Annotated in this window: 21 protein-coding genes; 11 read left to right on the forward strand and 10 right to left on the reverse strand. The window is 67.7% G+C overall.

What is annotated here, in order from left to right:
- Positions 1-66: 66 nt before the first annotated feature.
- Positions 67-1416, reverse strand: a complete 1350-nt coding sequence (locus ATO6_RS07010) for an esterase-like activity of phytase family protein (RefSeq protein ID WP_088623172.1) — start codon at positions 1414-1416, stop codon at positions 67-69.
- 188 nt (positions 1417-1604) lie between these two features.
- On the opposite strand from ATO6_RS07010, the gene ATO6_RS07015 reads away from it, so the two are divergent.
- The 3 genes from ATO6_RS07015 to ATO6_RS07025 all read left to right on the forward strand — a co-directional run bounded on the left by ATO6_RS07015 (position 1605) and on the right by ATO6_RS07025 (position 3240).
- Complete coding sequence (locus ATO6_RS07015) at positions 1605-2474, forward strand: sulfotransferase (RefSeq protein ID WP_254919083.1); 870 nt, start codon at positions 1605-1607, stop codon at positions 2472-2474.
- A gap of 114 nt (positions 2475-2588) precedes the next feature.
- The gene (locus tag ATO6_RS07020) at positions 2589-2807 is read left to right on the forward strand and encodes a hypothetical protein (RefSeq protein WP_088623173.1); all 219 of its coding nucleotides are present in this window, start codon (positions 2589-2591) and stop codon (positions 2805-2807) included.
- A 175-nt stretch (positions 2808-2982) separates the two neighbouring features.
- Entirely contained in the window at positions 2983-3240 is a 258-nt protein-coding gene (locus tag ATO6_RS07025) for a hypothetical protein (protein WP_088623174.1), read from the forward strand.
- Positions 3241-3254: 14 nt separating this feature from the next.
- Here ATO6_RS07025 and ATO6_RS07030 read toward each other — a convergent pair whose 3' ends face one another.
- A complete protein-coding gene (locus ATO6_RS07030) occupies positions 3255-3680 on the reverse strand; it encodes a lipocalin-like domain-containing protein (RefSeq protein ID WP_088623175.1) in 426 nt (141 codons plus the stop codon).
- A 20-nt stretch (positions 3681-3700) separates the two neighbouring features.
- Positions 3701-4489 carry an exodeoxyribonuclease III gene (locus ATO6_RS07035; RefSeq protein WP_088623176.1) on the reverse strand — a complete coding sequence of 263 codons (789 nt, stop codon included), beginning with the start codon at positions 4487-4489 and terminating at the stop codon, positions 3701-3703.
- A 193-nt stretch (positions 4490-4682) separates the two neighbouring features.
- On the opposite strand from ATO6_RS07035, the gene ATO6_RS07040 reads away from it, so the two are divergent.
- From ATO6_RS07040 to ATO6_RS07060, 5 genes are all read left to right on the forward strand, one after another.
- On the forward strand, positions 4683-6734 hold the full coding sequence (locus ATO6_RS07040) for a CocE/NonD family hydrolase (RefSeq protein WP_176440865.1): 2052 nt from the start codon (positions 4683-4685) through the stop codon (positions 6732-6734).
- A 115-nt stretch (positions 6735-6849) separates the two neighbouring features.
- The gene (locus ATO6_RS07045) at positions 6850-8436 is read left to right on the forward strand and encodes an ABC transporter substrate-binding protein (protein ID WP_088623178.1); all 1587 of its coding nucleotides are present in this window, start codon (positions 6850-6852) and stop codon (positions 8434-8436) included.
- Between the two features lie 10 nt (positions 8437-8446).
- Positions 8447-9403, forward strand: a complete 957-nt coding sequence (locus ATO6_RS07050; RefSeq protein ID WP_088623179.1) for an ABC transporter permease — start codon at positions 8447-8449, stop codon at positions 9401-9403.
- Positions 9400-10215, forward strand: a complete 816-nt coding sequence (locus ATO6_RS07055; protein ID WP_088623180.1) for an ABC transporter permease — start codon at positions 9400-9402, stop codon at positions 10213-10215. Before ATO6_RS07050 ends, ATO6_RS07055 begins: the two co-directional genes overlap by 4 nt.
- Positions 10212-11888, forward strand: coding sequence for an ABC transporter ATP-binding protein (locus ATO6_RS07060; protein ID WP_088623181.1), 1677 nt, complete (start codon positions 10212-10214; stop codon positions 11886-11888). The genes ATO6_RS07055 and ATO6_RS07060 overlap by 4 nt, the downstream gene beginning before the upstream one ends.
- Before the next feature lie 129 nt (positions 11889-12017).
- Here ATO6_RS07060 and ATO6_RS07065 read toward each other — a convergent pair whose 3' ends face one another.
- Complete coding sequence (locus tag ATO6_RS07065) at positions 12018-12815, reverse strand: carbohydrate ABC transporter permease (RefSeq protein WP_088623182.1); 798 nt, start codon at positions 12813-12815, stop codon at positions 12018-12020.
- Positions 12812-13672 (reverse strand): carbohydrate ABC transporter permease, encoded by an 861-nt coding sequence (locus tag ATO6_RS07070; RefSeq protein ID WP_088623183.1) that lies wholly within the window; start codon positions 13670-13672, stop codon positions 12812-12814. Before ATO6_RS07070 ends, ATO6_RS07065 begins: the two co-directional genes overlap by 4 nt.
- A 151-nt stretch (positions 13673-13823) precedes the next feature.
- On the opposite strand from ATO6_RS07070, the gene ATO6_RS07075 reads away from it, so the two are divergent.
- Entirely contained in the window at positions 13824-14660 is an 837-nt protein-coding gene (locus ATO6_RS07075) for an alkaline phosphatase family protein (RefSeq protein ID WP_088623184.1), read from the forward strand.
- On the opposite strand, the gene ATO6_RS07080 is transcribed toward ATO6_RS07075, so the two are convergent.
- Positions 14657-15568 (reverse strand): alpha/beta hydrolase, encoded by a 912-nt coding sequence (locus ATO6_RS07080; RefSeq protein WP_088623185.1) that lies wholly within the window; start codon positions 15566-15568, stop codon positions 14657-14659. The two genes, ATO6_RS07075 and ATO6_RS07080, sit on opposite strands and share 4 nt — an antisense overlap.
- 116 nt (positions 15569-15684) lie before the next feature.
- Between ATO6_RS07080 and ATO6_RS07085 the strand changes: the two genes are divergently transcribed.
- Entirely contained in the window at positions 15685-16419 is a 735-nt protein-coding gene (locus ATO6_RS07085; protein WP_088623186.1) for a hypothetical protein, read from the forward strand.
- Between the two features lie 133 nt (positions 16420-16552).
- On the opposite strand, the gene ATO6_RS07090 is transcribed toward ATO6_RS07085, so the two are convergent.
- The 4 genes from ATO6_RS07090 to ATO6_RS07105 all read right to left on the reverse strand — a co-directional run bounded on the left by ATO6_RS07090 (position 16553) and on the right by ATO6_RS07105 (position 19274).
- The gene (locus tag ATO6_RS07090) at positions 16553-17023 is read right to left on the reverse strand and encodes a Rid family hydrolase (RefSeq protein ID WP_088623187.1); all 471 of its coding nucleotides are present in this window, start codon (positions 17021-17023) and stop codon (positions 16553-16555) included.
- A 61-nt stretch (positions 17024-17084) separates the two neighbouring features.
- Complete coding sequence (locus ATO6_RS07095) at positions 17085-17705, reverse strand: class I SAM-dependent methyltransferase (RefSeq protein WP_088623188.1); 621 nt, start codon at positions 17703-17705, stop codon at positions 17085-17087.
- A 74-nt stretch (positions 17706-17779) separates the two neighbouring features.
- Positions 17780-18670: a dihydrodipicolinate synthase family protein gene (locus ATO6_RS07100; protein ID WP_088623189.1), complete on the reverse strand. Its 891-nt coding sequence runs from the start codon at positions 18668-18670 to the stop codon at positions 17780-17782.
- 52 nt (positions 18671-18722) lie between these two features.
- Positions 18723-19274: a hypothetical protein gene (locus ATO6_RS07105; RefSeq protein ID WP_088623190.1), complete on the reverse strand. Its 552-nt coding sequence runs from the start codon at positions 19272-19274 to the stop codon at positions 18723-18725.
- A 319-nt stretch (positions 19275-19593) separates the two neighbouring features.
- Here ATO6_RS07105 and argC point away from each other — a divergent pair, with 319 nt between their 5' ends.
- On the forward strand, positions 19594-20571 hold the full coding sequence (gene argC, locus ATO6_RS07110; protein WP_088623191.1) for an N-acetyl-gamma-glutamyl-phosphate reductase: 978 nt from the start codon (positions 19594-19596) through the stop codon (positions 20569-20571).
- The last annotated feature ends 16 nt before the right edge of the window (positions 20572-20587 follow it).

The following is a 20587-nucleotide window of genomic DNA, read 5'->3' on the forward strand; positions in this document are numbered from 1 at the left end:
CGGCGGATCGCGCCGCGTGGGCGGCGCGATCTCAGGGGCGTGCTTGGACGCCTTGTGCGGGACCGCTCAGCGGGCCGCCAGCAGTTCCGGGACCGAGAGCAGGATGAACTCGTTATGCGCGGCGACGCCGGGTTCGCGCCCGCCCGAGAAGGGCAGGTTGTTGTCGTTGGCGACCATGATGTGGGTTTCGTCCACGCGGGCCACGTCCTCGATGGTGAAGAACGGGAACGAGAAATTGCCTTGCGCCGGTTTCATCCCCTCGCGGGCCAGCCCGTCGGGGTCCGCGATGTTCATCAGGTCGATGTGGCCGATCCGGCGGATGTAGCCGTCCTCGTCCATGTCGGCCATGTCGACCAGCACGATGTTCTTGACCCGTGCCGGGTTCGGGTAGCAGGCCGAGGTGTCGGTCGCGCCCTCGGCACAGGCGCGGGACGGGTCGCCTTCGCCGTTGTCACGCTCGATCACCAGCGCGCGGGTTTCGTCGATGAAGTTGAAGTCGCCGATGGCGGTCGCGCCTTCGGCCAGCTGGAACCGGGCGCTTTCGCCGGTCCATGCGCCTGCGGCGGTGTCGAACTGCATCACGCGCAGGAAGGGGCCTTCGATCTCGCCGGTTTCGGCCAGCAGCGGCTTTTCGAGCATCGCCCAGAGCATCGAGGTGCCGGGCTGGTGCGCCATGCCCTCGTAACCGCCGGAGCGCTGGACCTGATAGTCCTTGCCCGCCGTGGCCGGGACATAGACGGTATAGGTGTCCGGGCCGCGCAGCTCCTTGCCGTCGAGCAGGGTCGGGTAGACCTCGCGGATCACGCCGTCGAGGCTGGCGCGGATGAGGTAGGGGCCGAATTCATCGCCGATCCAGACCTCGCCGTTCACCACCTGGATCGATTCCGGGTCGAAATCGGCGCCGGTCAGGTAGCGGCCCTCGGTGCCTTCGTAGGCGATGCGGAACGGGACCTTGTTGTCGGGGTCGCGCAGGAAGATCGTCTCGCGCCGCTCGACGGTGCCGGCGGCGAAGTCGGGAGCCATGCGGTGGAAGAACAGCATCGCGTCGGCCGAGTTGCGCTTGTTGCCGAAACCGTTGTCGGTCAGCGTGTACCAGCTGCCGTCCTCGGCGGGGGTCATGGCGAACCCGGACATGCCCTGCATCGGCTGGCCGATGAACGGCAGCGCGATGCCCGTCTCGTGCCCGCCGTAGGCCTTGCCCGTGTTGCCCATGACGGACATCGGCGCGGCGTTGCGGGCGCCGCCGGTGAACTTGCCCGAGATCCACGCGTCGCGCGGGGCGTCCGCAGGCGGTTCGACCAGCGACATCGCGGGAAGGAAGGCGTGACCGGCGAGGGTCGCCTCGAATGCATCCTGGGCGAGGGCCGGTGTGGCGGTCGCGGCGGCGAGGGCAAGGGCGGAGAGGGTGTGACGCATGTCGTTCATCCGTTTGTTGGTGTGGATGACGTGCGGGTAAAGGTGGTGCGTAACGGCGATATGGCCGGGCCATGTCAGTTTGGTAAATCCGCGCGGACGTCGCGTCAGCCGCGCGTTGAGCGGCGGCGCGGGCTGTGGCAGGCTGGCGGGGTATCGCTGGCGCAGGAGGGCCGGAGCTGACCACTGCCGTGCCATCGTTGCTGAGGTATCCGTCGCTGGACGGCAAGACCTTCCTCGTCTGCATCGGCGCGGCGAAATGCGCGACGAGCTGGCTGCATGGCTACCTGGCGTCGCTGGGTGTCGCGGTGTCGCCGCTGAAGGAGGTTCATTTCTTCAACGCCAGGTTCCCGCAGAATGCCATGGGCGACATGGAGGGGCTGGCGCTGGCGCGGCTGAAGTTCCATCTGGAACAGCCGGGCGACGTAAGGGCGAACCTCGCGGCGCGGCCGAATTTCGCGGCCAGCATCGACCGGGCGCAGATGGTCTATGACGACAACGCCTATTTCGGACATTTCGCGCGGCTCTGCGGGCCGGAGACGCGGGTCTTCAGCGACATCACCCCGGCCTATGCGGCGATCGGGGCGGAGGGGTTCGCTTTCATGCAGGATTTCGCGGCCTCGCAGGCGGTGACGCTGAAGGTGCTGTTCATCCTGCGCGATCCGGTGACGCGGTTCTGGTCGCAGCTGCGTCAGCTGGAACAGATGAACGCGGAGAACGACGCGCTAAGGCGGTGGCCGGATGCGCTGCGCTCGGCCCCGCTGATGGCGCGGGCGGATTACCGGGGGACGATCGAGGCGCTGGAGGCGGTGTTGCCGCCCGAGGCGGTGCAGGTGCTGTTCTACGAGGACCTGCTGGCCGAGGACAGCCTGCGGCGGCTGTGCGAATTCGCGGGGCTGGCGTATCGGCCCCCGCTCTCGGTCGAGCGCGAGAACGAGACGCAGGTGCGGACGCCGTTGCCCGAGGACGCACGGGCGGCGATCCGTGAGGCGCTGGACGGACAGTATGCGTATTGCCGCGCACGGTTCGGCGCGGCGCTGCCGGAGAGCTGGGCGGCGTAGGGCCGGGGTCTGGTATTCATGACTGTGCGTCACCTGCGGGGCGGCGTAACTTCTCAGGTGTTCGGAGCACAGGGATAGCCGCTCCGGCACAGAATTTTCAGAGAGGAGATTACAATGCCCGAGGACGGAATCAGCTTCCTTTTCCGCAAGACCGCGGACACCGACAAAACCGATGACGGCTTTTCGTTCGACACCGGCCGGTTCTCGGTCGGGACCTATTACGACGCCTACAAGACCGGTGACTCGCAAGACACCAAGACGGACTTCGCCGCGCCCGAGTGGGAGGACAACGTGCCGCCCGACATGACGGACGAGTTCAGCTTCCTGCTTTAGCCCGGATCAACCGACATCGCGAACCGCCCGGCCCCCGTTGCCGGGCGGTTTCGTTTCCGGGGGCGGGGCTGACCGGTAAACGGACTCCTGAATTGACCTAAGGTAAGGTATGCTGGTGCCGTCCGGTGCAGGCCGCACGTCCGACTGCACTGGCAGGTGTAACGAGGAGATTGCGATGCCCGAAGATGGAATTGGATTTCTGTTCTGGGAAGATGCCCGTTCACGCGTGAACGAGATCGCGTTCGACAGGGCGGCGGACAAGCTGTTCTGGCCGAATGAAACCTTCCCCGCGCATTTCTACTACCAGGCGCCCGACCACAACTGGAAGGCCCATGGCGGGGTGCGGGATCCGAACCCGCCGACCGACAACGAACTGCAGTGGGACGACAACGTGCCGCCCGACCTGTCGGAGTTCTCGGACTTCCTGCTGTAGATCCGGCCCGCGCGTCACCCTTTGGCGGCGCGGGTCCATTCGAGATAGGCGACCGCCAGGCGGTCGGGAACCGCCGGGAGGATGGTTTCCGACGTCGCGATGGTCAGCCTGTCGCCGTCGATCTCGAAGTTGCGGACCTGCTCGGTGCCCACGTAGTCGGGGTGCCATGCCGCGTCGACGGTGGCGATGAAACGGCTCCCCTCGATCCGCAGGGCGCCGGAATAGGCGAACATGGTGCGGATCATCGCCGCCTCGGGCGTTTCGCCTGCGTTCGGGCTGCGGTCCTGCGCGGTGATGACCGTGGTCAGGCGGTCGTCGCGGGTGATCGCGATATAGCCGACCGGGGTGTCGCCGAAGGGGACCATCACCTCGCCATTGTCGGAGAAGACCCATTTGACCGCGAGCAGCTTCCAGTTTCCGTAGATCGCATCGTTCGGCATCGGGTGTCTCCTGTGCGGGATCAGAGGTCGAAGGTCGCGAAGACCGGCGCGTGGTCCGACGGCTGTTCCCAGCCCCGGACCGCGCGCAGGATGCGCGAGGAGTGGGCGGCGTTCGAGATGTCGGGCGTGGCCCAGATGTGGTCCAGGCGGCGGCCCTTGTCGGCGGCGTCCCAGTCAGGGCTGCGGTAGGACCACCAGGAATAGAGGTTGCCCTCGGGCAGGTCCTGCCGGGTGATGTCCACCCACTTGCCCGCGTCCTGCGTCGCGCCGAGCGCCTCGACCTCGACCGGGGTGTGCGAGACGATCTTGAGCAGCTGCTTGTGGTTCCAGACGTCGTCCTCGCGCGGGGCGATGTTCAGGTCGCCGACGAGGATCGCCTTTTCGGGGCGTTCGGCGTGGAACCAGTCGCGCATCTCGGAGAGGTAGTCGAGCTTCTGGCCGAACTTCACGTTCTTTTCGCGGTCCGGAATGTCGCCGCCCGCCGGGACGTAGAAGTTGTGGATCGTCACCCCGTTTTCCAGCCGCCCTGCGATGTGGCGGGCGTGGCCGAGGGCGGCGAAGTCGCGGTCGCCCACGTCCTCGATCGGCAGTTTCGACAGGATGGCGACGCCGTTGTAGCCCTTCTGCCCGCGCGCGATCATGTGGCGGTAGCCAAGTGCCTCGAAGGTGGCGAAGGGGATCTTGTCGACCGGCGACTTGCATTCCTGCAGGCAGAGCACGTCCGGCAGTTCCTCGGTCATCAGGCGCGAGACCAGCGCCTCGCGCAGGCGGACCGAGTTGATGTTCCATGTGGCGAGGGTGAAGGTCATCGGGCGACTCCTGTCCGGCGTGGGTGGGGCAGGGGTCGCGTTCCGGGACGGTCATGTCAAGGGCGTCGGGCCGCGGGTGCGCAGGATTGGCCGGTTGTCATTGTGGCCGGGGGGTGCATGATGGCGCCAAATGGGGAGGCACGGCGTGAAGACCGTCACCGAGTTTCCGAGACAGGTCCGGGAAGAGCCGGACATGGGGATCGTTCTGGCGGATGGCACACGGCTGTCCGCGCGGGTCTGGATGCCGGAGGATGCGGGCGACGACCCGGTTCCGGCGATCCTTGAGTTCCTGCCCTATCGCAAGCGCGACGGCACCACGGTGCGCGATGCGCTGACCCATCCCTATTTCGCCGGACATGGCTATGCCTGCCTGCGCGTCGACATGCGCGGCAATGGCGACAGCGACGGGGTGATGGACGACGAGTATTCCCCGCAGGAGCTGTCAGACGCCTGCGAGGTGATCGCATGGATCGCGGCGCAGCCGTGGTGTTCGGGGACCGTCGGGATGATGGGCATCTCATGGGGCGGGTTCAACGGGTTGCAGGTCGCGGCCCTTGAGCCGCCGGCGCTGCAGGCGGTGGTGACGCTCTGTTCGACGGTGGATCGCTACGCGGACGACATCCACTTCAAGGGCGGGTGCCTGCTGAACGAGAACCTCGGCTGGGGGGCGACGATGTGGGCCTATTCCTCGCGTCCGCCCGATCCGGCGCTGCGCGAGGACTGGCGGCAGCAGTGGATGCTGCGGCTGGAGGCGGAGCCGTTCCTGCCCGACCTCTGGCTGAGGCACCAGCGGCGGGACGCCTACTGGCGGCACGGGTCGGTGTGCGAGGACTATTCCGCGCTGAAGGCGAAGGTGATGGCGGTCGGGGGCTGGGGCGACAGCTACAAGAACGCGGTGCCGGAGATCGTCCGGAACCTGCCGGGGGCGAAGGGGATCGTGGGGCCGTGGGTGCACAAGTATCCGCATTTCGCGGTGCCGGAGCCGCGCATCGGGTTCCTTCAGGAGGCGCTGCGGTGGTGGGATCGCTGGCTGAAGGGCGTCGAGACCGGGGTCGAGGAGGATCCGGCGCTGGCGCTTTACTTGATGGACGGGGTGCGGCCCGCGACGTGGTACGCGGAGCGGCCGGGACGGTGGATCGCCGAGGGCGGCTGGCCGTCGGCGGGGATCGGGACCGAGGTTTTCAGGCTCGTGCCGGGTGAACTGATGTCCGACGCAGGGCAGCGCCCGGCCCGAGGGGGGGCGCAGAAAGCGCCCGCCCTGGGGGGCGGGTCGGGCGCTGCCCGGACCACGGGTCCGGGCGGGGATGACCCCACAGGTTTGGGCGAAGGATTCACGGTTTCGCTCGCCTCGCCCCAGCACTGCGGGGCCGAGGGCGGGGAGTTCTGCGCGATCTGGCTGGGGCCGGAGATGCCGGGCGACCAGCGGCCGGACGATGCCTTTTCCGCGTGTTTCGACTCCGGCCCGCTGGCGCAGACCGATATCGTCGGGGCGCCCTCGCTACGCCTGCGGCTAAGCTCGGACAGGCCCGCGGCGCAGATTGCCGTCCGGTTGAACCATGTCCACCCGGACGGGGCTTCGACCCGGATCACCTGGGGCGTGCTGAACCTGACCCGCCGCGACTCGATGGCCGATCCGGAGCCGCTGGTTCCCGGCGAGAGCTGTGACATCACCGTCCCGCTGGACCACATCGCCTATCGCCTGCCCGAGGGGCACCGGCTGCGCGTTGCGGTGTCCACCAGCTACTGGCCGATGCTCTGGCCACAGCCCGAGGCGGCGACGCTGACCCTGACCGGCGGCGCGCTGGACCTGCCGGTCCGCCCCGCGGCGCAGGGTGACGAGGTGACGTTCCCCGGCCCCGAAGCCGCGCCCGCCCTGCGGCAGCGTATCGTCCGTGAGGACAGCCACGTCCGGCGGACTGAGACGGATCGCCAGACCGGCGCGGTGACACTGGTGATCGAGGACGACTTCGGCGAGGCGGAGAACCTCGATCACGGGCTGATCTCGGGCGGCATCGCCCGCGAACGCTGGACGATCCATCCCGACGACCCACTTAGCGCAAGGGGCGACTGCCACTGGACCGAGGTGATCGAGCGCGACGGCCTGCGGCTGAGGACGGAGACCTATTCGACCATGACTTCGGACGCGACCACCTTCCACTTCAGCGCAAGGCTGGAGGCATGGGAGGGCGACCGCCTGATATATGACCGCGACGTCAAAACGGAGGTGCCGCGCGACATGATGTGACCTCCCGCCGCGAAAAGCTGCGGGAAATCCTTGCATGACGGCCCGTAAAGCGGGTTTATTGACTCACCAATCAAGAAAACGCCGGGGCACCCTCCGGTAAAACAGGGAGAAGACCATGAGCGACGAGCTTCGCTATTATCTCAACCGCACCGTTCTGGGCCGGATGCCGCGCCGCGCCTTCCTTGGCCGCGCGATGGCGCTTGGCATGACGGCGGCGGGTGCGAACCTGATGCTGTCCTCGGGCCTGCGCGCGCAGGAGCCGGTGAAGGGCGGGACGATGAAGCTGGGGATGCAGGGCGGCGGGTCCACCGACAGCCTCGATCCCGGTCTCGCCTCGAACCAGGTGACCTTCCAGATCTGCAAGCTGATCGGCGACACGCTGGTCGAGCTCGATCCCAAGGGCGGCCCGGTGATTCCGCGTCTGGCCGAAGAGGTGACGAGCGACGACACCGCCACTGTCTGGACCTTCAAGATCCGCAAGGGCGTCACCTTCCACAACGGTGCGACGATGACCCCCGCCGACGTGGTTGCCACGGTCGAGCGGCATTCGAACGAGGAGTCGAAGTCCGGCGCGCTCGGCGTGGTCAAGGGCATCAAGGAAATGACGGTCGACGGCGACAATGTCGTGATGACCCTGAACGGCCCGAACGCCGACTTCCCCTACCTGATGGCCGACTACCACCTCGTCGTGCAGCCGAACGGTGGCAAGGACGATCCGACCAGCGGCATCGGCACCGGCGCCTACAAGGTCGTCGTGAACGAACCGGGCGTGCGCCACGTGTTCGAGAAGTTCGACGGCTACTGGGACGACTCGATGGGGCACGTGAACACGGTCGAGATCACCGTGATCAACGACAACACCGCCCGGACCAGCGCGCTGCAGTCGGGACAGGTGCATTACATCAACCGGATCGACCCCAAGGTCGCGGGCCTGCTGGACCGGGCGCCGAACGTCACCGTGACGCAGGCGTCGGGCAAGGGCCACTACGTGTTCATCATGCACTGCAACACGGCGCCCTTCGACAACAACGACCTGCGGCTGGCGCTGAAATACGCGATCAACCGGGAAGAGATGGTCGAGAAGATCCTGCGCGGCTATGGCTCGGTCGGGAACGACTTCCCGATCAACGCGGCCTATCCGCTGTTCCCCGAAGGGATCGAGCAGCGCACCTACGATCCGGACAAGGCCAAGTTCCACTACGAAAAGTCCGGCCACTCCGGTCCGATCACCCTGCGCACCTCTGATGTCGCCTTCTCGGGCGCGCTGGATGCGACGGCGCTGTTCCAGCAGTCGGCGGCCGCCGCCGGGATCGAGCTGGAGATAAAGCGCGAGCCGGGTGACGGCTACTGGACCGACGTGTGGAACGTGCAGCCCTTCAGCGCCTCCTACTGGGGCGGGCGTCCGGTGCAGGACCAGATGTATTCCACCGCCTACCTGTCGACGGCGGACTGGAACGACACCCGGTTCCAGAACGAGAAGTTCGACGGACTGCTGCGGCAGGCCAAGGGCGAACTGGACGAGGCCAAGCGCAAGGAAATGTATCGCGAGATGGCGATGCTGGTCCGCGACGAGGGCGGCCTGATCTGCCCGATGTTCAACGACTTCGTTTCCGCGCATGGCGAGGATCTGGTCGGCTGGATCGACGATCCGAACCAGGACAACATGAACGGCTACGTCACGCACAAGTGCTGGATCGCGTGAGGTCCGGGTCGTGCATCCGATCCTGAAATTCGTGGCCCAGAGGATCGCTCTGGGCCTCGTGCTCCTTCTTGCCGCGTCGGTGCTGATCTTTGCGGGCACCCAGATCCTGCCGGGCGACGTGGCGCAATCCATTCTCGGACAATCGGCCACCGAGACCGCCCTCGCGAACCTGCGCGCGGAGCTGGGTCTGAACGAGCCGGTCGTCTCGCGCTATTTCGCCTGGCTGGGCGGCGCATTGCAGGGCGATCTGGGGACCGCACTGACGAACGGGCAGGACATCGCGGACGCGATGAGCCGCCGCCTTGGGAATACGCTGTTCCTCGCGGGCTGGGCCGCGCTGATCTCGGTCCCGCTGGCGATCATCCTCGGGCTGATCGCGGTGCGCTACAACGGGCGCTGGCCGGACAGGCTGATCTCGGCGGTGACGCTGGCGACGGTGTCGGTGCCGGAATTCCTGCTGGGCTACATCGTGATGTTCTACCTTGCGGTGCAGTTCCGGTGGTTCCCCTCGGTCTCGACCGTCTATGACGGGATGACGCTGGGGGCCAAGCTGAACGCCATCGCGCTGCCGGTCATGGTGCTGGTCATGGTCGTGCTGGGCCACATGATGCGGATGACCCGCGCGGCGATCCTGAACGTGATGCAGTCGGCCTATGTCGAGACGGCGGAGCTGAAGGGCCTGCGTCCCTTCACCATCATCTGGAAACACGCCTTTCCGAACGCCATCGCGCCGGTCGTCAACGTGGTCATGCTGAACATGGCCTACCTCGTCGTCGGCGTCGTGGTGGTCGAAGTGGTCTTCGTCTATCCCGGCATGGGGCAATACCTGGTCGACCACGTCGCCAAGCGGGACGTGCCGGTGGTGCAGGCCTGCGGGCTGGTGTTCGCCGCGATCTACATCGGGTTCAACATCCTCGCCGACGTCATCGCCATCGTGGCCAACCCGAGGCTGAGGCACCCGAGATGATGCGCATTCCCCTTTCCGCCCTGATCGGGCTGATCCTGACCTCGGTTTATTTCCTCGCCGCCATATTCGCCGGCTGGCTGGCGCCCTACGGCATGGCCGAGGTCGTCGGCGACGTGTGGGAGCCGTCGAGCGCCGAGCACTGGCTGGGCACCGACAGCATCGGGCGCGACCTGCTGACCCGGATGATCTATGGCGGGCAGATCACCATCTTCGTGGCGACCGCCGCGACGATTCTGAGCTTCGTCACCGGCTCCATCCTCGGCTTCACCGCCGCCGTGGCCGGGGGCTGGGTGGATCAGGCGCTGAGCCGGATGGTCGACCTGATCATGTCGATCCCGGCGCTGATCTTTGCCCTCGTCGTGCTGTCGGTGATGCCTGTCACGATGCCGGTGCTGATCGCCGTCATGGGCCTGATCGAGTCGACCCGCGTGTTCCGCCTGTCCCGCGCCGTGGCCGCCGACATCGTGGTCATGGACTATGTCGAGGCCGCCCGCCTGCGCGGCGAAGGCTCGGCCTGGGTGATCTTCCGTGAAATCCTGCCGAACGCCCTGTCGCCACTGGTGGCCGAGGCGGGGCTGCGGTTCATCTTTATGGTGCTCTTCATCTCGACGCTGTCGTTCCTCGGGCTCGGCGTCCAGCCGCCACTGGCGGACTGGGGCGGGATCGTGAAGGAGAACAAGGAAGGCATCGTCTACGGCATCGCCGCCGCGCTCTACCCGGCGGTGGCCATCGCGACGCTGGCGATTTCCGTGAACCTCGTGGCGGACTGGATCCTGAACCGCACGACCAGCCTGAAAGGGGGCCGCGGATGAACGACGATGAGATCGTTCCCGTCAGCCATGTCGCCGAGGGCGAGACGCTGCTGGAGATTACCGGGCTGAGGATCGAGGCCACGGCCTATCCGCCGGGCGAGCCGCCGCAGGAGATCGTGATCGTGGACGGCGTGTCGCTGAGCCTGAAGAAGGGCAAGGTGCTGGGCCTGATCGGGGAATCCGGTGCGGGCAAGTCGACCATCGGCCTGTCATCCATGGCCTACGGCCGCGGCGGCGTGCGGCTGACGGCGGGCGACATCGTGCTGAACGGGCAGGAGATCCGCGCGGCCGGGCCGGGCGTACTGAGGCGGCTGCGGGGCAAGGTCGTGACCTACGTCGCGCAGTCGGCGGCGGCCAGCTTCAACCCCTCGCGCAAGCTGATGGACCAGGTGATCGAGACGACCGTCGCGGCGCGCGGCGTCAGCCGGTCGCAGGCCGAGGCGCGGGCGGTGACGCTGTTCAGGAAGCTGGGCCTGCCGGATCCGGAGCGGATCGGCAAACGCTATCCGCACCAGGTCTCGGGCGGGCAGCTGCAGCGGGTGATGACCGCGATGGCCCTGTGCCCCGAGCCGGAGCTGGTGATCTTCGACGAACCGACGACGGCGCTGGACGTGACCACGCAGATCGACGTGCTGGCGGCGATCAAGGAGGCGATCGCGGACACCGGTGTCGCGGCGCTCTATATCACGCATGATCTGGCGGTCGTGGCGCAGGTCTCGGACGAGATCATGGTGCTGCGGCACGGCAAGATGGTCGAGCATGGCACGACCGACCAGATCATCAACGCCCCACGCGAGAACTACACGCGCGACCTCGTCTCGGTCCGGTCCATCGACCACGAGGAAAAGGCGCCGGTCGGCGAGACGGTGCTTAAGGTCGAGGGGATCACGGCGCGCTATTCGGGACTGAAGCGGGACATCCTGTCGGACGTTTCCGTGGCGCTCCACCCCGGCCAGACGCTGGCTGTGGTGGGCGAATCCGGCTCCGGCAAGTCGACGCTGGCGCGGGTGATCACCGGGCTGCTGCCGCCGTCCGCGGGCAAGGTGACGTTTTCGGGGCGGGAACTCTCGCCCGCCCTGAACGGGCGGTCTCGGGACGACCTGCGCGAGCTGCAGATGATCTACCAGATGGCCGACGTGGCGATGAACCCGCGCCAGACCGTCAAGACGATCATCGGGCGGCCGCTGGAGTTCTACTTCGGCATGAAGGGCAAGCAGCGCGACGCGCGGGTGGCCGAACTGCTGGAGGAGATCGAGCTGGGGCAGGGCTTTGCCGACCGCTATCCGGCCGAGCTGTCGGGCGGCCAGAAACAGCGCGTCTGCATCGCCCGCGCGCTGGCGGCTGAGCCCAAGGTCATCATCTGCGACGAGGTGACATCGGCGCTTGACCCGCTGGTGGCGGACGGGATCCTCAAGCTGCTGCTGAAGCTGCAGCGGGAGGAGGACGTGGCCTACCTCTTCATCACCCACGACATCGCCACGGTCCGCGCGATCGCGGATTCCATCGCTGTGATGTACCAGGGCAAGGTCCAGCGCTACGGCCCCAAGAGCGAGGTCCTCGCCCCGCCGTTCGACGCCTACACGGACCTTCTGCTGTCGTCGGTGCCGGAAATGCGGCTCGGCTGGCTGGAGGAAGTGGTGGAGAACCGCAGGATGGAAAGCGCGGGGCATTAAGAGAATTTTGCCTCCGGCGGGAGTTTGTCTGGCCAGATGAAGCATGGGATCGATCCCTCGTTCATCTGGCCGAATAAACTCCCGCCGGAGGCTCCCTCACCCGCCAACCGCGCGGGTGCCGGGCGGATGTCACGTCCGGATCACGAAGCCCCGTGCGATGTGGTTCCGCACGAACCAGATCATCGCCACGCCGGGGATCAGCGACACCACCGTCATCGCCATCACCAGCCCGATGTCGGTCTGGAACCCGAAGAGCGCGTTGATCGCCATGGTGATCGGCTTGCCCGCCGTGACCGTCAGGATGCGGGCGAAGACGACCTCGACCCATGAGAAGATGAAGCAGAAGAAGGCCGCCACCCCGATGCCGGGGGCGATGGCGGGGATCAGCAGTTTCACGAAGAAGCGCGGCAGGGAATAGCCGTCGAGGAAGGCTGTCTCGTCGAACTGGCGCGGGATGGCCGAGATGAAGCTTTCGAGGATCCAAATCGCGATCGGCAGGTTGAAGACGCAGTGGACGATGGCGATGCCCACGGGCGAGTTCACGAGGCCGGCCTTGGAGAACAGCAGGAAGATCGGCAGCGACAGCACCACCGGCGGGGTCATCCGGAAGGCCAGAAGCAGGAACAGGAAATGCCGGTCGCCCGTGAAGCGGTAGCGCGAGATCGCGTAGGCCGCGGGCAGGGCGGCGGCGAGGCAGAGGGCGACGTTCAGCAGGACATAGGTCAGCGAGTTGACGATGGAGGAAGTGAGCGCCGCGCTTTCCCAGATGTTGCGATAGTTGATCAGGGAGTAGCTGCCGGTCGGGATGTCCTCGCGCCGCAGGGTCGAGGTGAAGCTGAGCGTCAGGGTCTGGGCCAGCGGCAGCAGGATGAAGAGCGCGAGGGCCGCGAAGACCAGCGTGCGCAGGACGATGGCGCGGGCGCTCATGTGGCGGCCTCGCGGGTCTGGCGGAGTTTGACGAAGGCGAAGACCAGCGACAGGACGATCAGGAAATAGACCATCGCGCGGGCGGCGGCGGAGCCGTAGCTGTAGGCCTTGATGTCCTCGCCCAGATCGAGCGACAGGAACGTCGTCGCCCCCTGCGGTCCGCCCGCGTTGATGCCGAAGGCCTCGGTGTAGATCAGGAAGCTGTCCATGAAGCGCAGGAGCAGCACGATGGACAGCGCGCCCGCGATCTTGGGGAGTTCGATGTGCCGGAAGGTGGCGAGGCGCGAGGCGCCGTCGATGGCGGCGGCCTGGTAGTAGGCCTGCGGGATGGCGGCGAGGCCCGCGTAGGACAGGATCACCACGAGGCCCAGCCAGTGCCATGTGTCCATCGCGACGATCAGCGCCCATGTGTGCAGCGCGTTGAACTTGTAGTCGAGCGTCAGCCCGAGCGTGTCGAGAGCCTGCCAGACCGGGCCGGTGCCGTCGCGCACGAGGGTCAGCCACATCGACGGGATCATGTTCCACGGCACCACCAGCGGCAGCGCCAGCAGCATGAGCATCGGCGTCGCCACCCGCCCCGCGCGCAGCAGCAGGACGGCGATCCAGAGGCCAAGCGGGATCTGCACCGCCAGCACGATGGCCGAGAACAGGAGTGACCGGCCGAGGGCTGCGTGGAAGCGCGAGGAGGTGACGATCTCCTGATACCACTCCGGGCCGATCCAGAAACGGCTGTCGATCGTGAAGATGTCGTGGAACGAGTAGTTGAACACCGTCAGCAGCGGGATCACGGCGACGAAACACATGATCGCGGCGGCGGGCAGCAGCAGAAGCCACGCCTTGTCGGAATAGGGTTTCATCCGGTGGCGGCTCCTCTCCCCCTCGGCCCGCGCAGAGTTCCGGTCAGGCGGCAGGCTGTCAATTGCAGGCCCGGCGATGCAGGGAAAGGGGCGTTGCCTTTTGCCCGGCGCGGCGGTTCAGATGCGGCAGGCATCCGGGAGGGACGGGATCATGAAATCGAAGCTGTTGCTCATCATTCTGGACGGTGTGCCGCTGCGGAATTTCCGCCGGTTGTTCGGCAACCTGGAAGGCTGGGTCGCGGCGGGCGAGGCGCAGCGTTTCGTGCACCGCGCCGTGGTGCCGTCGATCTCGGCCTCGTGCTATGCCTCGATCCACACCGGGGTCAGCCCGCAGGTGCATGGCTGCACCGGCAATCGCAACGTGTTCCGGCTGGCGCAGCCGGACGTGTTTTCCGAGGTGCGCCGCGCGGGCGGGGTCACGGGGGCGGTGGCGCATTCCTTCTGGTCGGAGTTCTTCAACCGCGCGCCCTTCGATCCGGTGCGGGATCTGGAATACGACGAGCCCGAGAGCGCCACGATCAACCATGGGCGGTTTCATACGATGGCCGGGTATGGGCTGATCAACCAGATGACGCCGTCGGATGCGGACCTGTTCGCGACGCTGACCATGCTCTGCGAACGGTTCGGGCTGGACTACGGGATGCTGCACACCTGCACGCTGGACAGCATGGGGCACCGGTTCTTTCACGAATGCCGCGAGATGGACGATGCCTGCATGGTGATGGACGAGATGCTGGCGCCGTGGATCACGCGCTGGCGCGGGATGGGCTACGAGGTGATCGTGACCGCCGACCACGGGCAGGACGCGCGCGGGCATCACGGCGGGGCGGACGACCTGCAGCGGGACACGGCGCTCTATTACTTCGGGCCGGCTGAGGGGCCGCAGCGGGACACCCTGATCGGCCAGCTGCAGCTGGCGCCGACGATCCTGTCGCGGCTCGGCGCGCCGGTGCCGGAGAGCATGACCGGCGAGGTGTTCCTGCGTTAGGTGGCCTGCGCCATGGCCGCGATGGCCGCAACGATGCGGTCGAAGGCGGCGGCGGCGCGGGTCGACATGTGCCGGGCGCGCAGATGGCCGTGGACGAGGCCGGGTTCGGTGACGGCCTCGGCCTGACCGCCTGCCGCGCGGACCTTGTCGCAGTAGCGCGGAACGTCGCTGGCCAGCGGGTCGCATTCGGCGGCGCTGGCGAAGACCGGGGGTAGGCCGGAGAAATCCGTATCAGCGAGGGGGGCGAAGCTGGGATCGTCGGGCGGGCGGATGCCGCCGGCGAAGCGGATGGTGCCGTAGTCCTCGACTTCCTGCGCCGAGAGCATCGGGGCGTGCGCGTGGGTGACGTGGCTTTCGCCGGGCGGGCCGCCGAGGCCGGGATAGATCAGGACCATGCCCTTCAGCCGGACGTCCGAGCCGCGCAGCAGATGCGCCGCGGCCGAGGCGAGATTGCCGCCCGCGCTGTCGCCCGCGAGGATCAGGGGCGCCTCGGGCGCGGTGGCCTGAACGACTGCGAGCATGTCGTCTATCTGGGCCGGGTGGGGGTGCTCGGGGGCGAGGCGGTAGTCGACCGCGATCACGCCGAGGCCGGTGCGGTCCGCGATCTCGGCGCAGATGTCGTCATGGCTGTCCAGCCCGCCGAGGACATGGCCGCCGCCATGGGCATAGATCACCACTGCGGGACCGGGCGACGGCGGGTCGTAGCGGCGGCAGGGCACGCCGCCGACGGGGGCGTCGATTATGGTCAGCCCGGCCGGGCGCGGATGGCGGAAGACCGTGCACATGGCGTCGTAGAGACGTCGGTTGTCCTCGATCGTCAGGCCGGTGGCATCGGGCGGACAGCTGGCTTCGGTGCGGCGGATGAAGGCCCGGACCTCCGGGTCGATCAGGCTGTCGTAATCCGTCATGGCGCGTGCCCTTCCCGGCTGTAACCCTGGTGAAAGGGCGGATCGCATATCTGGTGGGAAAGCGTCCGTCCGCCACCCGCGCATGAGGCGCAGATAAGAGGGCAGAGGGCAAGCGCATGATCGTCACGGATTCCATCGGCTTCGCGGCCACGCACACCATCACCGCCATTCTTTCGGAGGTGCCGGGGTTCCGTGTGAGCCACGGGTCGCAGAATTTCGAGACCGGTGGGCCGATCGGCGTCGGGTCGCAGACGCCCGAGGCCTTTGCCGCCAGCATGGCGCAGGCTGCGGCCGAAGGGGCGCGGCCCGTGGCGGTTCATACGAATTTCGACCCGCGACGTTTCCGCCCCGCCTGCGAGACGCAGGGCATCCGCTACAGCCTGCTGGCGCGGGAACCGCGGGCGCAGATCAATTCCTGTTACGCCTGGGCGTCGAAGAAGGTTCTGGACGGGGATGACGTGTCGTTCCTGACGATGCTGAAGCAGAGCCTGCCGAAGCTGCCCGCCGTCGGTATCCGGGCGAGCCTGCCGAACATCGTTTATGCCTATGCGGTGCAGCATGTCTGTGCCTTCAATCTCGCCGCGCTTGAGACCGGTGCCGATGCGGTGCGGATGGAGGAGATCCTGGCCGACGAGGCGGCGTTCCGGCAGGTCTTCGAGGTGCCCGATGCGGTGGAGCTGAAGCACTTCAGCGGCGATGAGATGCGGATCGCCTCGCACCGGTCGCAGGCGGAGGCGCAGGTGATGGCGGAACCGGAGCGCGAGCTGATCGAGGCGAAGCTGACGGTCAGCGTGGGCGGGGCGCCCGCGACAGTCGGGGACATGGTGCAGCGACTGGGGTATGCGGCCTGAGGGGCGTTACGGGCCGGTCCTGACCTGAGTGCGCGCCTGCGGCGCATGCCATCACTTGTATGCTGACGAGGGGGCTTTGCCCCCTCGAGCTCCCCCAAGGTATTTCTGACCAGAAGAAGCAGGGGACCTGGAGTCAGCTGCCGGTGTTTGGGCGGGCGGCTATGGCGCGAAGTTCGACGAGGCCGCCGGGGACGAGGAGTTCGGCGACGCCGATGGCGGTCCAGGCGGGGTAGGGGGCCGAGAGGTAGCGGTCGCGGACCTCGGTGAAGGTCTGCATGTGGCGGGCCATGTCGACGTGGTAGGTGGTGAGTTCGACCACATCCGCGAGGGTTGCGCCGGCCTCGGCGAGGATGGCGGCGAGGGCTTCGAAGGCGGTGGCGAACTGTGCCTCGGGGTCGCGGACGGCCTGCAGGGCGGCCACGGGGGCGTCGGGGTCGGCGGTGGTCGATTGTGCGCCGGACAGGCCGGAGGCGGGCGGGTTGCCGTCGGGGCTGGTGCCGATGATGCCCGAGCAGAAGATCAGGCCGGTCGCTTCGAATGCCGGGGCGAAGTGCCACTGGTCGTGCACGGCCTGCAGGTCGGGCGGGATGATCGGGCGGGGCATCGCGGTTCCTGTCCTTGGTGTTTCGGGCAGGATGGGTCAGAGCGACGCGGGATGGAAGGGGTCAGAGGCGGATGAAGTCCATGACAAGGCCCCGGTCGGCGGCATGGGGGTGGTCGCTGCCGTCGTAGATGGCGATGTCGTGGAAGCGGACCGGGGTGATCTGTCCTTGCGCGACGAGCAGGGCGAGGGCCGAGCCGAAGCCCGCGCCGTCGAGCACCGCCGGGATCGTGCCGCAGGTGAAGCGGGCGCCGGGGCGGGTGATGCGGAGCAGTTCGGGCAGACACTCGGGGCCGACGTGACCATGGGTGAAGGTCCCGCAGGAGATCACCCCTGCGTAGCGCGCGTCGGGGATGTCGAGGGGCCGCGTCAGGTCGCCAAGAATGCGGCGGCGGTAGAGGCCTTTGCGTTCGGCCTGCGCCAGCATTTCGGGCGATATGTCGATACCGTCCACGGTCAGGCCGTCCAGGTGACGGGCGACCTCGCCCGTGCCCGCGCCGATGTCCAGCACCGGTCCGCTGCCGTCGAATCCCGCGCGGAACAGCGCCGCGATCTCGCGCGGGGCGATGTAGCCCCAGTCGCGGGCGAAGCTGTCGTCATAGGTCCCGGCCCACGCGTCGTAGTGGCGGCGGGCGCTGTCGGGGCCGTCGATACGGTAGGCATTGTCGAGGTCGTAGTCGGGCATCACCCTCTCCGCTCCGGTTTCGGGCGGTGTAGCGGGGGGATGTGACGGGCGGGTGACGGGCGGGTGACGGACGGCTAGAGCGCGCCGACCTTTTCGAGGGCGCGGCGGACGGCCTCCACCTGCTCGGGGGACAACGCGGGCTGGGGGGCGGCCGGGGCGCCGCAGTCGAAGCCCTGAAGCTTCAGCCCGGCCTTGACCGCCCCGGCGAGGTTGAAGCGGGCGAAGACCTGGTTCACCGACCAGAGGTCGCGCTGGAGCGTCATCGCCTCGTCCCACTTGCCCGCCTCGCAGAGCTCGAACAGCTGCACCGACTGGCGCGGGATCAGGCAGGAGGGTCCGGCCAACCAGCCGCGCCCGCCGATCAGCATGACGGCGGTGGTGATGTGCGAGGAGGCGGCGAAGAGACCGATCCTGCCCTCGGTGCGGTTCAGGATGGTCAGCAGGCGACCGGTGTTGGTCGAGGCGTCCTTGAGAAACAGGATGTTGGGGTGGTGCGACAGTTGGTCGATCGCGTCGAGCGTCAGGTCGGAGCGCTGGAAATTGGGGTTGGTGTAGAGCGTGACGGGCGCGTCGGTCGCGTCGGCCACGGCGGTGAAGTAGTCGATCACGCCGGAGTCTGGGACGGGAAAGTAGGCCTCCATCACCGCGAGGATGCCGTCGGCGCCGAGCGCGCGCCAGCGTTTCGCCTGGGCCACCGCATCGCGGGTGGTGGTGGAGGCGACACCGGCGATGACCGGAACGCGGCCCGCCGCGGCCTCGACCGTGGCGGCGACGACGCGTTCCTTCTGGGCGAAGTCGAGATAGGCGAATTCGCCGGTGGAGCCGAGCGGGGTCAGGCCGTGCACGCCCTCGGCGATCAGGTGGTCGCAGAGGCGTTTCAGCGCCGCTTCGTCGACCTCTCCCCCGGCCGTGAGGGGCGTGGGCAGGTAGGGGACGACGCCGCGGAGGGTGGAGAGATCGGTCATGGGAGGCTCCGGCCTTGGGTTGGGCGCAGATGACCAGCCGGGGGCGGCAGGGTCAAGCGCGGGGCGGGCGTTTCCAGTGGGATATCTCCGGGAGGGTTCTCCGGGCGTTCAGGTCCTTTTCGAGTCGCTCGAGACGCAGGCCGGCGGTTTCGGTCAGGGCGCGGCGGATCATCGTCAGCGCCGGCGCATCGCGGTGGAGCGCAGTGAGCAGGGTCAGCTTGCCCGCGTCGTCGAGCGTGTAGATATGGGCGAACTTGTTGCCCTCGGCATTGCCGGGGCGGTGGCCGCCGAAATCTGGAATGGCGAGCAGTTCGCCGATGGGATGGCCGGGGCGGATCGGGATGGTGCGGCTGGCGAACCACGAGGGCACGATCAGCGCGTCGGGACGGACGGTCAGCATCGGCGTGCGCCAGGCGTTGACGAAGGCCCAGCCGAGGGCGCAGGCGCCGGTCCAACCGATCAGCGCGAGGGCGTAGGTCTTCAGGTCGAGCCCGCCGGACATGACAATCAGCGCCACGATCCCGACCGAGGCGGCGGCGATCATCAGGATGCCCACGCCCGCGACGAGGATCCCGTCCGGACGGTCGAAGCTGGTTTCCTGCACGTCTCTGCCCCCTCTGGCTTTGCCGGTGAAGCCTAGCAAGGCGCGGGCGGGGCGGGAAGCGTATCGCGATTGCGCTTGACCGGGGCCGTGTCCGGCTGCATGGATGCCGGCCATGTCCGGGACCCAAACCTTTTTCGACCGACGCCGACGCCGTGCTTTCCTGCGGCGGTTTTCGGCTGCGGGTCGATCGGTTTTGTCCGGTGCGGTGCCTCATAAGGCCCTATAGACCGCCCGCAGGCATACCTCCGACCCACCTCCCCGACCCCCGCAGCCCCCGGCTCCGGGGGTTTTCTGTTTCCTGACACAAGAGGACATCACCATGAGTATTCGCGTCGGCATTGTCGGCATCAGCGGTTTCGGCGGCGGCGAGGCGCTGCGCCTGATCGCGGGACATCCCGAGTTCGAACTGGTTCACGCCGCGGGCGAGGGCAGCGCGGGGACCTTGCTGGGCGAGCGGTTTCCCGGCGTGCCCGCGCGGCTGGCCGGGCTGAGGATCGAGAAATGGGATCCGGAGGCGCTGCCGGAGATCGACGTGCTGTTCGCCTCGCTGCCCACAGGGACCTCCGCCGAGGCGCTGGCGCGGGTGCCAGACCGGGTGAAGATCGTCGATATCGGCGGGGATCACCGCTATGTCGATAGCTGGACCTACGGGCTGGCGGATGTCTGGCCGGAGCGTATCGCGGGGCAGAGCCGGATCGCCAATCCCGGCTGTTTTCCGGCGGCGGTGCTGACCGCGCTCGCGCCGCTGCTGGCCGCAGGGCTGATCGCGCCGGGCAATATCGTGATCGACGCCAAGACCGGTGTGTCAGGCGCGGGGCGGGGCGGCGGAGACAGCCGGTTCGGCTTTGCCGAGACGAACGAGAACCTGCAGCCCTACGGCCTGCTGCAGCATGTCCACATGCCCGAGATGGCGCGCACGATCGAGGCGATCGGCGGCGGCAGCGCGGCAGGGCTGGTCTTTACCCCGCACCTGGTGCCGATGACGCGCGGGCTGCTGGCGACGATCTATTGCCGGGGGCAGGCGACGACGGCGCGGTGTCTGGAGGCGGCGCGGGCGTTCTATGCGGACCGGCCCTTCGTCCGGGTGACGGACCGGCCGCCGCAGACCAAGTGGGCCAGCGGGTCGAACATGGCATTCGTCAGCTACGCCGCCGATCCCGAGCGTGATCTGGTGATGGCGCTCGGCGTGGTCGACAACCTGGGCAAGGGGGCGGCGGGGCAGGCGGTGCAGAACGCGAACCTGATCTGCGGGCTGTCCGCGACGGCGGGGCTGGGCGGAGCGCCTGTCTGGCCGTGACCTGCGGTGTTGCGGC

This window comes from Oceanicola sp. 22II-s10i (assembly GCF_002210105.1).
Classification (GTDB): Bacteria; Pseudomonadota; Alphaproteobacteria; order Rhodobacterales; family Rhodobacteraceae; genus Pseudooceanicola.